Source organism: Streptomyces luteolus (assembly GCF_029968015.1).
GTDB lineage: Bacteria > Actinomycetota > Actinomycetes > Streptomycetales > Streptomycetaceae > Streptomyces > Streptomyces luteolus.
The window spans coordinates 31,275-43,673 of sequence record NZ_JASCIS010000060.1 but is presented as its reverse complement, the minus strand read 5'-3'; the positions used below and the strand labels follow the sequence as shown (position 1 = coordinate 43,673).

The following is a 12,399-nucleotide window of genomic DNA, read 5'->3' as shown; positions in this document are numbered from 1 at the left end:
CCCCGGCACCGCGCTGCGCACGAGCGTAGGGAATCCGGGGCTCCCCGGGCCACGCCTGGGGGCACAACTGGCTTGATTTGCCTGGGAGTTGGGGCGGACCGGATGGGCGGTCGGCCCTGGGGGCGGGGTGGGACGGCCCCGGTGCCCGGCCCAGGACCGGGGCGGCGATGAGTTTCTCCCGTACGACGGGTCAGTATCCGTGACTGCAGTTCAGCCGACGTCGGCTGAGTTCGGATACGGATGGAGACGGACCGATGGCCGCTTACGCCCAGCTCGGAGACGTGAACACCTGGTACGACGAGCACGGCGCGGGCACCCCCCTGGTGCTGCTGCACGGCGGCCTGGTCGACGCCCGGTTCTTCGCCCCGAACCTCGACGCACTGGCCGAGAAGTTCCACGTCTACACCCCTGAGCGCCGCGGGCACGGGCACACACCCGATGTGCCGGGCCCGATCACGTACCAACTGATGGCCGACGACACGATCGCGTTCCTGGAGCAGGGCGCCGCAGGGCGAGGAGTAGACCGCCGACGATCCATCAGCTCCCTTCAACTCCTTTCAACTCCCTTGACACCACTGCAAGTGCACCGCTACCTTCAAAGCACTTCATCCGCAGTGGGATGGCTCGCTGCGGAGCGACCTCCAGCGCCTCTGAAGGAGCATTCTTGCGCGTACGTCCCGACCAGCTCGCCGGCACCGACCTCTCCCCCGCCCACCGTGGCGGCCGCCAGCGGCACCTTCCGCAGCCGAAGCCCCGATCCGTCCCCCGCCCCCGCCCGCTCCCGAAGCCCGGCACGCGCCGGTGACCCGGGAACGGTCCAGAACAGACAACGCCCTCCGGCAACTCACCTGCCGGAGGGCGTTTCTCGTACGAGCCAACGGGGCGGTGGACGCGGGCAGTTGGCGGGAAGGCGAGTGCCGGCCACTCCCCCGCGCCCTTGAGGCCAGGGCGAGTTGGAATCCTCTCTTCCGTTTTACCGCGGTAAATTCCCGCGCACCTGCGGGTGCCTGGCGGGCTCAGTTGAGGCTGACGCGGGCGTCGGCCGCGCGCTTCCAGCCGGTGCTGAACTTGGTGACGGCACCGCCGCAGTCCTTTGACCCTGATGACCCGGGTCCAGCAGGTGGCGGCGGCAGTGCGCGTACCGGCGTCCTCCGCCTGGACCGAGACCGTCTTCGTCTGCGGCGCGGCGGACAGCGCCTGCGCGCCACCCGCCGGAATCACGAACGCGCCTCGCTGAACAGCTACTTCGGGGGCGACCGAAACAGCAGCCCTATCCGGCCCCGGGCCGGCCCCGTCCGACCCTGTCCCCGCGCGCGGCGGCCCCCAGGCTCCGCGCGAGGTCGGCGTCGCTCGTCGCGTCCGTGGCCAGCACCACGAGGCAGGGTCCGTGGCCGTCGTGCGCGACCAGCCTGGCAAGGGCGTACGCCTCCGTGCCGCTGCCGGAGAAGCCGCCGAGCACGAGCCGCTCCCCCCTGCCGAGCAGCGGTGCGAGCGCGGCGAGCCGTTTCTCCACGGTGTGCTGCCTGCCGCTCAACAGCACGACCGGCTCCGGTCCCGGGTACGCCAGGGCGAGTTGCTCATAGCGGCTCGCCTGCCCTCGGCCGGGCGCGGGCACGAGGCACACCACGGCCGCGGCCGTTCCCGACCCGGGGCGCAGCGTGCGCAGGGCCGGGGTGTCGGTCCCGGGAACGGCCCGGTCCTTCAGGGAGAGCTCCCGTACGGGCCGGGCATCATGCCGGGGAAGCCGGCGCAGCAGCAGCGCCACATCCGCGAGCAGCCCGTCCGCGTCCCGGAGCAGAGCCGGGTCGTGCGTCAGCGTCAGCACGAGCCCCCCGGCCGTGTCGTGGTGCGCGGTCAGCGTGAGCAGGAACGCGGCGTCGGCGTCGTGGGCCGTGGGTTCCGGCACCCGGATCCCCTGCGCGGCCAGTTCGGCGACGGGCACGACGGACGGGCGAGGGCCGCCCTTGAACATCAGCAGGGTCCGCGCAGGACCGGCTCCACTCCCCCACCCGGCGATCTGCCCCGCCGAGACCCACTCGTACGCCGCCATGTCCAGGGCCCGGTCCCGCAAGGCGGCGAGGAGCTGGGGGCCGGGGGTGTCCGGGTCGACGACGACGGACACGGGCAGCGCGTTCCGCAGCGGTCCGGGCAGCCGGTCCACGCTGTCGAGGGCCACGCCACGGCCGGACACGGACACGCTGAACGCGACGGGTGCGGCGGCTTCCGCGCCCGAGGCCCCGTGCAGCAACAAGGCCCAGGCGGCCTGCAGCGCGCCGAACTCGGTGGACCCCCAACGGGCCGACCAGGAGCGGAGCGCCTCGGCCTCCTGAGGGGGCAGCCGGTGCCGGACGCGCCTCGCCCGACCCTGCCAGGCCCCACCCGGGGTGCGCGGCGGGGGCGGTACGGGAAGGTCGGACGCTCCGGCCGGTGGAGTGGCTCGGGCCCAGAACTCCCGTGCGGGCGCGAGGTATTGGGCCGTGAGCCAGTCGCTGTAGTCGCCGATGTCGGGCCGACGCGCGCCTCCGGGGAGCGGCCCCCCGGCGAGGTAGGCGCGGAAGAACTCCCGCAGGACGAGCCGGGCGCTCAGGTCGTCGAGCAGGGCGTGGTGGTAGGTGAGCAGCATCCGGTGCGGCCGCTCCCCCGGCGGTTCCTGATGCCCTCCTCCCTCCCCCACGGTGATCCGGACCGGCCCGGGACTGCGTACGTCGAGGCCGCGTTGGCGGTCGAGGGCGACGAGCGCGGGCCAGTCCCCCGCCCGCAGCAGCACCACGGGCGTGACCCACTCGTGCACGACGACCCGCAGTTCCCCGGTGTCGCACGCCCCGTCGAAGGCCGCCCTCAGCACGCTCTCCCGGTCGTGTACGGAGCGCCAGGCGGCCGCGGAGCGCTCCAGGTCCAGCGGCCCGTACCACTCCCAGCTCAGCTGGCCGATGCCGAGGCCCGCCCCGGGATGGGCCTCGGCATCGGCGAGCAGCTCGCACTGGAGCGGTGTCGCCCGCAGTGTGTGCCGGACGGGTCCATGGGGCGCCCGGTCACGGCTGTCCCGGCCTGCGGGCCCGCCCCCTCCGTCCGTGGGTCCGGCGGTGAGCAGATCCGTGAGCAGACCGACGGGAAGGTCTTCGGGTACGCGGTGTTCGGCGCCGGGAGGCTCCAGGGTGAGCGTGTGGTGCGCGGGCCCGTTCCTCCGCAGCCCGTACCGCCACGCGGTGCCGTCCGGGCGCCTTCCGAGTGCCTGCTGTACGGCGGTGTCGACCCGGGGTGCGTCGATGGCGCCGTACAACTCCAGGACCAGGGGAGCGCCTTCGGTGCCCGGTGCTTCGACGACGACGGTGAGCGGCTCGGACCGGGGCTCGGACGAGGGGCGGTCGGCGTTCATCCGGACTCCTCCTCCCTCTTGCTCCCTCTTGGCTCACCGCGTACGGGCCGGACAGGAACGTGCGGATGCGGGGACAGCACGGACGGGACGGGTCCCGGTGCCGCGTGCCCGGACGGCGGCGCGGCACCGGGACGTTCCTGCGGGGAGACGAGGAGTCCCGGCCGTGGCTGTGCTCCCGCAGCAGGACGGTAGAGCGCGGCCGGGGGTGCGGTCACTTCCCCTCCAGCGTTCCTGGGCCGGGGCACGAACGGCTCTTGAAGGGCGGATCGTCGAGACGCCGGTCGCCGTCGTTTTACCGCGGTAAATCGACGCTCCCTGGAGCGGCGGCATCTCGCTCGGGGCGGCCCTCGTTTTACCGCGGTAAAGCGGAACCACTACCTCCGGTCGTCGGCTCGGGCCTCGGGGCCTCGGGCCTCAGGGGCTCAAGGCCTCAAGAGCTCAGGGCTCGGAACGTGACGGACCGTCGGGCGTTTTACCGCGGTAAAACGGAGGAGCTGGTTCCATGGATCTGGTTCCACGTCAGTTCGCGGAGCGCGGACGGCGCCCCGTCAGGAGCCCGTACCCCGCCGTGTTTTACCGCGGTAAATCGCCCGACCCCCGTACAAGCACCCCGCACTCCCACCCGCACTCGGACAAAACGCCCCGGGATCCGTGCGGTGAACCTGACCGCGTCTGCGATGATGCTCCCGCCCGAAGTACCGGAACCCACGGGAAGCAAACGGAGCATCACATGCCAGCTTCTGTCTACGTCGTGTCCATCGACCCCCAGGCCTCCACAGTCTGGTGGGCGAACCGGATCAACGATCTGCCCTTCGACTTCTCCCAGGAGCACGAGACTCCGGAGAACCTCGCCGTCCTCAAGGACACCGGCGCCCAGGTCCACGTCGTCGCCAACCAGAAGGGCGGCGTCGGCAAGACGACCACGACCCTCAACCTCGGCGCGATCGTCTCGGACACGCTCAAGGGACAGGACAAGGGGCTGCAGCACGTCTTCATCGACACCCCTGGCAGCCTCCAGGACGAGAACCTTCTCCTCGAGGCGCTCAAGTACGCGCACGACGTGATCGTCCCCATGCCGCCGGAAGGCCTCGCCTTCGACCCGACGGCGCGCACCATCCAGAAGGTCATCGAGCCCACAGGCCTGCCCTTCCAGGTCACCGTGAACAACTGGGACCCGCGCGACGGTACGGCCGACCTCGAGGACACCAAGGCGTATATCGACGCGCAGGGCTGGCCGCGTGCCGAGGCCGTCATCCGCCGCTACAAGGTCCACACGCGGGCCTCGGTGGAGGGCAAGGTCGTCACGCAGTACCCGAAGAACCGCGTCGCGATGGAAGCGCGCGAGGACTTCTTCCGCCTGGCGCTCGAACTCGGTTACGGAGGTCGCTCCTGATGGGTCGAAGGACCAGTCTCGCTTCCCTCGCCGGGGCCAAGGTCGACGACGTTCCCGGCCGCAGCGATCTGCTGCTGCTCTCCCTCCCGCTGGAGAAGCTGATCCCGACGCGCTTCAACCCGCGCCGCAACTTCGGTACGGAGGAGCAGCTGCGGGAGTTCGGCCTGAAGCTCCAGCAGAAGCAGTTGCAGCCCGCCGTGGTGGTCTCCCGCGCCGGCTATCTGAAGCTGTGGCCCGAGGAGGCCGAGCGGATCGGGGATATCCCGTACGTCATCGCCAACGGCGAGCGGCGCTTCCGGGCCTCGGTCCTGGTCGGCCGGCCGGCCCTCGACGTGGTGCACCACGAGGAGGTCGCCAACTCCCGCGCCGAGTTCCTGGACGCGGTGCTCGCGGAGAACAACGACCGTGAGGACCTGGACCCGATCGAGCGGGCCCTCGGTATCGAGACGATGGTGGTCGAGCTCGGCGGCGCCGACAAGGTCGCCAAGCACTACGGCAAATCCGGCCCGTGGGTGAGCAACCAGCGCAAGCTGCTGCGGCTCACCCCGGAACTCCAGCAGCTGGTGAGTTCGGGGGAGTTGTCCATCCGGATCGGCCGGGACATCGCCTCACTCCCGCAGGAGGAGCAGGCCGCGGCCTGGCAGGACGAACTCGACCGCCGCGCCGCCGTGCTCGCCGCCCCGCGCCCGCGACGTACGAAGGACGAGCCCGCGGCGGAGCCGGTGCAGCAGCCCGCGCCTGCGCCCGCCCCCAAGGCCGAGGCCGAGGTCGTACGGGAGCCGCTGGCGGGGCCCGGGCAACAGCCGGTCCGGGAAGCGGTCGAGCCACCGGCGCAGGTGCCCGCCCCGGTCACCGGCCCGCCGGCTCCGTCCGTCCCTGAGGCGGGGGAGGAGGCCGCGTCGGAGGAGTACGACCTGTCCGTACCGGTCCGGAGGACAGCGACCCAACGGCCTGAACCGCTGCCCGACATCGCGACGGTGGGGGCCATCCCGTGGCGGAACCCGGAGACGGTGTTCCGGACCATCAAGCACTGGATGACGCCCGAGGACCTTCAGTCGCTGCACAAGCTGATGCGGGAACACCTCCAGGAATCCTGAGCCCCGCTGAGCCCCGCGAGTGGCCCGGTCTCCCTCCCGGAGGCCGGGCCACTCGCTTTCCCGTACGGGGATGTGCGGGCGCGTCCGCCCCATCTTCCGCACCCCGTAAGCCTGTTGAACGGACTGAGCCCGCCCTCAGCGTCCTGGCAGCGGTCCGCTGGAGGAAAAGGCCACGGGCGTCCCGCCAGCCCCTCAGAACGCCGCACAGCGCTTCTGTGTCGTACGGCCTCACCCGTCAGGCGGGGGAGTGGGGGAGTGGGCAGCGACTGAAGCGACCGAAGCGACCCACTTTCGGGGTTGACCCCCGACGCACGACAAGGCCGAAAGGTTGCCCGCGAGTTGGTCGCTTCGGTCGCTCGGGTCGCTTCAGTCGCTTCGGTAGCTGTTCTCGGCCGTTCTTCGGTCGCTCTCAGTCGCTCGCCCAGGGCCTCCGACAGCGACTGAAACCCACAGCGACTGAAGACCAGCGACCGAGCGACTCTTGAGTCGCTCTCAGTCGCTCGGGCAAAACCGCAGGTCAGAGGCGTTGAGCCCAGCAGAACAGCGACTGAAGCGACTCAAGGTCCCTATATATGAAGAGCAACGCGGGTGTGCGCGCCTGCGCGTAGAGCTCATATATACAGTCGCTGAGTCGCTTCAGTCGCTGTTTTTCTGGTTGCAAGGCTGTGACCTGCGGTTTTTCCAGCGACCGAAGACAGCGACTGAAACCCCTTCAGTCGCTGCGCCCCACCTTCAGTCGCTGTTGGGTAGCTGAGAGGCTGGGTGATCGACACGCTGTTCGGGGCATTGTCCACAGCAGCCCCACCAGACGCCCGAACTTCGCTAATCTATGTCCGTCGTTGAGTCGCTTCGGTCGCTGATAGGGGAACTAAATGCCTGCTGAGCTGCGGTTTTCACGCAGCGACTCACGGCAGTCCAGCTCTGCGCGTTCGGTCGCTGCCCCCCTGGCCACGGCCCGGTGGTGCGCGACGCGGGGCTGGCCCGTCTTCCCACTCGCCGCCGGACGCAAGGTGCCCGCCGCCAACTGCGAGTCCTGCCGCAGGCCCGGGCACACCCACCGGGACTGCGGGTGCCGTGCCGAAGGGCGCTGGTGTCACGGTTTCCACTCGGCGACGCTCGACACCTCCCGCATCGAGGCCTGGTGGGGGAGTGCCCCCGCGATGGGCGTCGGAGTCTCCTGCGGTCCCGCGGGCCTCGTCGTCATCGATGTCGACGCGCATCAACAGCCCGTGCCGAGCCGGGACCGTCTCCTGCCGGGCATTCACATCCCGGACGAGGTCGACCTGATGGGCCTGGCGAACGGCTACCACACCCTGGCCGTGCTCGCCGCGCTGCGCGGAGTCGTCAGCCCCTCCGAGGACGAGAGCACGCTGCGGGTGCGCACCCCGAGTGGCGGGATGCACGTCTGGTACCGGGCCGTCGACGGCCGCGCCTGGCAGTGCTCCACCGGCACCAGCACCCGCCGGGCCCTCGTCTGGCAGGTCGACATCCGCGCCCACGGGGGGTACATCGTCACACCCGGCACCACGACACCCGACGGCAGCTACATGCCCGTAGGGCCCGTACGAGAACCCGCCCCGCTGCCCGGCTGGCTCGCCCAGGAGCTCGAACGCACCGGGCATCTCCCGGCCGTTCCCGCCCCCCGGCCCGTGCCGCCGCGGGCCCGGCAGGCCGTCCTCGCGGCGGGCGGGCGCACCGGCAAGGCCACCAGGACGCTGCTCACGGTCCTCACCGAGGTCACCGAGTGCGCCAAGACGCCCGAGGGCGCCGCGTTCTCCGAGAAGCTCAACCGCGCCGCGTACACCCTGGGAGGACTCGTCGCCGCAGGCCACCTCGACCAGGCCGAGGCCGAACACGTCCTGCTGCAGGCCGCCGAGCAGGCCAGGCCCGGACAGACCCGCCGGGCCGAACAGATCATCCGCAGTGGCATGAGCGCCGGGCTGCGTCGTCCCCTGGAACCCGGGAGCAGCTCGTGACGCCGTCCCCGCACCAGGATCAGAACAACGCCCTCTTCGACTTCGACGCGGAGGCCGTCGCCGCCCAGATCCTCGCCCGTTCCACCGCGGGCCCCGTACCGCCCCAGGGCGGTGAGAGCCCCGCACCGGAGAATCCCGCCGGTTCCCTGACCACGGCCGGCGGGCTCGTCCCCGACACCCTCACCGACCGCGGCAACGCCAAGCTGTTCGTGAAGCTGTACGCGACCGACTACCGGCACGTGCCGGGACTCGGCTGGTACCGCTGGGACAGCACCCGCTGGCAGATCGACGACGACGACACCGTGATGTGGGCGGCGGGGGACCTCGCCGAGTCGATCGCCGCCAGCGACCCACGGGGCCTGCACACCTCCTCGGACCTGCAGAAGCACCGCAGGCGCGCCCTGAGCACCTCCGGCATGAACGCCATGCTGCTGCAGGCCAAGTCCGCGCCCGGCATGGTCCTCAACGCCTCCCGCCTGGACGCTGATCCGTACGTCCTGTGCACCCCCGCCGGCATCGTCGACCTGCGCACCGGACTGCTGCGCAGCCCCGACCCCAACAAGGACTTCCACTCGCGGTCCACGACCATCGGGCCCCGCCAGATGGCCACCCCGCGCTGGAACCGCTTCCTCCAGGACACCTTCGGCGGCGACGCCGAGGGCACCGAGATGATCGGCTTCCTGCACCTGCTGCTCGGCTACTCCGTCACCGGGGACGTCGGCGGCCAGGTCATGCCGTTCCTCTTCGGCGTCGGCAAGAACGGCAAGTCCGTGCTCCTCGACGTCCTGATGAAACTCCTCGGGGACTACGCCGACGCGGCTCCCCCCGGCTTCCTGATGGCCCGCCCGTACGAGGGCCACCCCACCGACCTCGCCGAACTGCACGGCCGCCGCGTCATCGTGTGCAGCGAGGTCAAGCCGGGGGACCGGTTCGACGAGGCGCGCGTGAAGCTGCTCACCGGCGGCGACCGGATCAAGGCCCGGCGGATGCGGCAGGACTTCTTCAGCTTCGAACCCACCCACAAGCTCTGGCTGCTCGGCAACCACCGCCCCGAAGTGGGCACCGGCGGCTTCGCCTTCTGGCGCCGTATGCGGCTCATCCCGTTCGAGCGGACCGTCCCCGACGACCGCAAGATCGACAACCTCGCCGACATCCTGGTCACCGAGGAGGGCCCCGGCATCCTCAACTGGCTGATCGAGGGCGCCCGACGCTACCTCGGCGGCGACAAGGACCTCACCGGCCCCGAGCGCGTACGCATCGCGACCACCGCGTACGCGGAGACGGAAGACCATACCGGCCGTTTTCTGAGCGAGGCCTGCTCGCTCGACCCCGACCAGCGGGCAGAACAGGCACGGCTGTATGCCGCGTACAAGAGCTGGTGCCAGAATGAGGGGGCGCCGGCCATGACGTCCCGCTCCTTCGCTGCTCGCGTACGCGAGACGATCGGGCTCGAGTCGCCCAAGCAGATGATCCTGTCCAATCAGCGCAAGTACTACCCGGGTATCGGAATCCTTGCCGATGGGGAGGATGCCTGATGATGGGATCAAGCCAGATGCGTCAGACGCCGTGTCCGGCGGCGGGCCCGCGAGTCATGTCCGGGCGGCCCGATGGGTATCCGGCCCGTGGCATCCCGCACGAGGCTCCGGACCTGGCACGAGAAGGTAGGACAGCATGAGCGCCCTCATCACAGAGGACGAGATCCGTGAGGAGACGGAGATCGTCTGGCTCGAAGACGCCACGGCGCTGGACTACGTACGGCAAAGCCTCGACCGCCTGCCCACCCGCAAGGGCAAACCGGCCTACCACCGCGACGGCCGCATGGTCGGGTACGCGCTGCTCGGCCCCGGCGCCAAGGCGTCCCGCTCGTCCGGCACGTTCCGGCGCCGCGTGTTCTGGCTGCTGCCGCACGACCGCGACACCGAGCCCAGCGGCCTGTACGCGACGGGCGCGCCCGCCGAGGCCGTCGACCCGCGCACACTCGCGCCCGGCGTCAAGGGCTACAAGACGGAGCGCTCCGAGGGCGGCCCGCCCTCATCGGCGATGCAAGAGCTGGGGATAACGCTTCCGCTGTAACCACACGGCGGGTATTTACACCCTGTATGTCCCAATTGCCGTGCGGGGGCGGCGATTTACCGCGGTAAAACGCCGACGGCGGCCCCCCTCGGGCCGCTATGCGGAATGCGCATCTCCGAACGGTACGATGCGAAGGTCATGGACAGCATGCACACCTCCGAACGCCTCCGCGCCGGCGTCACCTCCCTGATGCGGGCCACTGGCCAGACCCAGTCCGACATCGCGCTCGCCCTGGGCGTCGACCAGACGCAGGTGTCCCGCCGCCAGACCGGCCGCGCCGCCTGGACCCTCGACGACTGCGACCGGCTCGCCGCCCACTTCGGCATCGACGTGCTCGACCTCCTCGCCGGCCCCGAGCGCGCCTGCGCCCGCCTCCCGCGCACCGGCCGGCGCGGGCGCGGACAGGGGGTCCGGGCATGAACGGCCCGCACGGCGACGGCCCGCACGCGGACGGCCCGCACGGCGACGGCCCGCCGCAGAAGCCCGGATTCGCCGCCGTCGACGCGCTGCTCGCCTCCGCCGTCGAGCAGGAACCACTGCCGCCCGCCGAGCAGCGCCGCGCCCTGCGCGAGAGCCTCGGCCTGTCCCGCGCCCAGGTCGCCACGGCCCTCGGCGTCGGCCCGTCCACGGTCGGCGGCTGGGAGAGCGGCCGCGACCCGTCGGGGGAGGTGCGCGGCAAGTACGCGTACTTCCTGGACGCCGCCCGTACGAAACTCCAGGAGGCGCAGGCCGCGCAGACCCGGCCGTGCGTGCTGTGCGGGGGACCGGCGACGGACGAGGTCGAGGGGTTCCCGCAGCATCTCGACCCGCAGGACTGCGCACGGGCGGCTGCGCCTGCGCGGGAACCCGAGCCCGTACGACCTGAACCTCGACCGGAGGCGCAGGCCCCTGCCCGTACGACCGCGCCGCGCCCCACCCCCGTACGCAAGCCCGCCTCCGGACAGCCCGCCCCCGAGGCCGAGTTGATCGAGCGGGCCGTGGAGAAGGCGCTCGCCGAGCACGAGGGGGACGTCGAGGAGGCGACCGCGCAGCTCGTCCGGCGGGCCATCCCGGACGCCATGGCGCTGCTCGACGCCTGCCGGACCGGCGGGCGGTACGACGTGATCGCGCACCCCTGGGTGCCGGACATCCTGCGCAAGCAGAGCTCCCGGGGCAGCGACAGCATCTGGGAGGCCCGCCCCAAGTGGACCAGGACCGAACTCCCGCCCGGTACGCACGAGGTGACCGCGCTCGACATCAACGGCGCCTATCTGTCGGCCCTCAAGACGCACCTGCCGATCGGCCAGCTGGAGCACTCCAGCGGCTTCGGCCACGACCGGCGCCGCGCGGGCGTCCACCTCATCACCCCGCCCGACTGGCACCACGACCCGTACCTGCCGAACCCGCTGGGCAACCGCGACGAACCCGGCCCGCTCTGGGTCACCGAGCCGACGCTGCGCCTCCTGCTGCGCCTCTCCGGACCCAAGTACGGACTGTGTGAACCGCCCGAGATCCACGAGTCGTTCACGTCCGGCGCGACCGAGAACCTCCTGGAGAAGTTCCGCGCCGCCCTGCGCGACGCCCGCGACAAGGCGATCGAGGCCGAGGACGAGACGACCGTCGAGTACGTGAAGGCCATGTACTCCAAGTTCGTCTCCACGATGGGGGAGTCCCACTACAACAGGGAGCTGTACCGCCCCGACTGGATGCACCTCATCCGCTCCCAGGCCTTCGCCAACCTCTGGATGAAGGCCCTGCGCGCGCACGAACAGGGCCTGTCCGTCGTACGGGTCATGGGCACCGACGAGCTCCACGTCACCGGCGACTGGCGGCGGGTCTTCGAGGAGGGACGCGGCGTCCTCGAGGTGAAGGTCAAGGACGTGTACACGCTGGGGTCCGACGACGCGGCCGGTCTGACCGAGGAGTTCCCGGATGCCTGAGTACACCCTTGAGTTCGGCAAGTACGGCGCGCGCGGCATCCGCGGCAGCGAGGCCGTCTTCCGTCGCCTCGACGACCTCGCGGGGTTCATCGTCTCGCCGGTGGAGTCCCGCCGTGGCCTGCTCGCCCGGCTGCACTATCTGACCCGCACCGACCACGCCCGCGCCGCCGCCCGTGCCGCCGGGCTGACGGTCACCGACCGCACCCTGAAGGCCTGGCTCGACGGCAGGCAGCGCCCCACCGTCCGCAACCTGCAACGCGTCGAGGACGCGTACCGCACCGTGCGCCGCCACAACGTCGCCCAGCACCTGCTGCGCCGCCTCAACTCCCGCGGCGGCACCCGCGTCGAGCTCCACCCGCTCAACCAGTCCCAGGTGCCGCGGCCGCGCCAGCGCGTGCTGGAGTACCGCAGCCTCAACATCCGCCGCTGGGACCGGATCGTGCAGGCCTGGAGCGCGGGCGACGCGGACGCGCTCGACGACGCCTGGATCGACCAGATCGTCGACCTGGGCTCGCAGTGGGGGCAGTACGAGTACGTGACGAACGTGGGGTTCGCGGCCTGAGCC

The 12,399-nt window shown here is 71.2% G+C and carries 10 protein-coding genes; 9 read left to right on the top strand and 1 reads right to left on the bottom strand.

The window, feature by feature from the left end; all coding sequences use genetic code 11:
- The first annotated feature begins 664 nt into the window (after positions 1-664).
- Positions 665-805 carry a hypothetical protein gene (locus QIT00_RS35105; protein WP_282539550.1) on the top strand — a complete coding sequence of 47 codons (141 nt, stop codon included), beginning with the start codon at positions 665-667 and terminating at the stop codon, positions 803-805.
- A gap of 465 nt (positions 806-1,270) precedes the next feature.
- Here the strand turns inward: QIT00_RS35105 and QIT00_RS35100 are convergent, their stop codons facing one another.
- Positions 1,271-3,376: a condensation domain-containing protein gene (locus QIT00_RS35100; RefSeq protein ID WP_282539549.1), complete on the bottom strand. Its 2,106-nt coding sequence runs from the start codon at positions 3,374-3,376 to the stop codon at positions 1,271-1,273.
- A gap of 730 nt (positions 3,377-4,106) precedes the next feature.
- On the opposite strand from QIT00_RS35100, the gene QIT00_RS35095 reads away from it, so the two are divergent.
- From QIT00_RS35095 to QIT00_RS35060, 8 genes are all read left to right on the top strand, one after another.
- Complete coding sequence (locus QIT00_RS35095; RefSeq protein ID WP_282539548.1) at positions 4,107-4,769, top strand: ParA family protein; 663 nt, start codon at positions 4,107-4,109, stop codon at positions 4,767-4,769.
- On the top strand, positions 4,769-5,866 hold the full coding sequence (locus tag QIT00_RS35090) for a ParB/RepB/Spo0J family partition protein (RefSeq protein WP_282539547.1): 1,098 nt from the start codon (positions 4,769-4,771) through the stop codon (positions 5,864-5,866). The genes QIT00_RS35095 and QIT00_RS35090 overlap by 1 nt, the downstream gene beginning before the upstream one ends.
- 872 nt (positions 5,867-6,738) lie before the next feature.
- Positions 6,739-7,842: a bifunctional DNA primase/polymerase gene (locus QIT00_RS35085; RefSeq protein ID WP_282539546.1), complete on the top strand. Its 1,104-nt coding sequence runs from the start codon at positions 6,739-6,741 to the stop codon at positions 7,840-7,842.
- Positions 7,839-9,377, top strand: a complete 1,539-nt coding sequence (locus tag QIT00_RS35080; protein WP_282539545.1) for a DNA primase family protein — start codon at positions 7,839-7,841, stop codon at positions 9,375-9,377. Before QIT00_RS35085 ends, QIT00_RS35080 begins: the two co-directional genes overlap by 4 nt.
- Before the next feature lie 136 nt (positions 9,378-9,513).
- Positions 9,514-9,915 (top strand): DUF6009 family protein, encoded by a 402-nt coding sequence (locus QIT00_RS35075; RefSeq protein WP_282539544.1) that lies wholly within the window; start codon positions 9,514-9,516, stop codon positions 9,913-9,915.
- Positions 9,916-10,053: 138 nt separating this feature from the next.
- The gene (locus tag QIT00_RS35070) at positions 10,054-10,335 is read left to right on the top strand and encodes a helix-turn-helix domain-containing protein (protein WP_282539543.1); all 282 of its coding nucleotides are present in this window, start codon (positions 10,054-10,056) and stop codon (positions 10,333-10,335) included.
- Positions 10,332-11,834 (top strand): helix-turn-helix domain-containing protein, encoded by a 1,503-nt coding sequence (locus QIT00_RS35065; protein ID WP_282539542.1) that lies wholly within the window; start codon positions 10,332-10,334, stop codon positions 11,832-11,834. The genes QIT00_RS35070 and QIT00_RS35065 overlap by 4 nt, the downstream gene beginning before the upstream one ends.
- A complete protein-coding gene (locus tag QIT00_RS35060) occupies positions 11,827-12,396 on the top strand; it encodes a transcriptional regulator (protein ID WP_282539541.1) in 570 nt (189 codons plus the stop codon). The genes QIT00_RS35065 and QIT00_RS35060 overlap by 8 nt, the downstream gene beginning before the upstream one ends.
- The last annotated feature ends 3 nt before the right edge of the window (positions 12,397-12,399 follow it).

What these genes read in the sequence shown, in the direction of transcription:
- QIT00_RS35100 (WP_282539549.1), bottom strand. Translation starts at nt 3,376, where the DNA reads ATGAACGCCGACCGCCCCTCGTCCGAGCCCCGGTCCGAGCCGCTCACC.
- QIT00_RS35095 (WP_282539548.1), top strand. Translation starts at nt 4,107, where the DNA reads ATGCCAGCTTCTGTCTACGTCGTGTCCATCGACCCCCAGGCCTCCACA.
- QIT00_RS35090 (WP_282539547.1), top strand. Translation starts at nt 4,769, where the DNA reads ATGGGTCGAAGGACCAGTCTCGCTTCCCTCGCCGGGGCCAAGGTCGAC.
- QIT00_RS35085 (WP_282539546.1), top strand. Translation starts at nt 6,739, where the DNA reads ATGCCTGCTGAGCTGCGGTTTTCACGCAGCGACTCACGGCAGTCCAGC.
- QIT00_RS35075 (WP_282539544.1), top strand. Translation starts at nt 9,514, where the DNA reads ATGAGCGCCCTCATCACAGAGGACGAGATCCGTGAGGAGACGGAGATC.
- QIT00_RS35070 (WP_282539543.1), top strand. Translation starts at nt 10,054, where the DNA reads ATGGACAGCATGCACACCTCCGAACGCCTCCGCGCCGGCGTCACCTCC.
- QIT00_RS35065 (WP_282539542.1), top strand. Translation starts at nt 10,332, where the DNA reads ATGAACGGCCCGCACGGCGACGGCCCGCACGCGGACGGCCCGCACGGC.
- QIT00_RS35060 (WP_282539541.1), top strand. Translation starts at nt 11,827, where the DNA reads ATGCCTGAGTACACCCTTGAGTTCGGCAAGTACGGCGCGCGCGGCATC.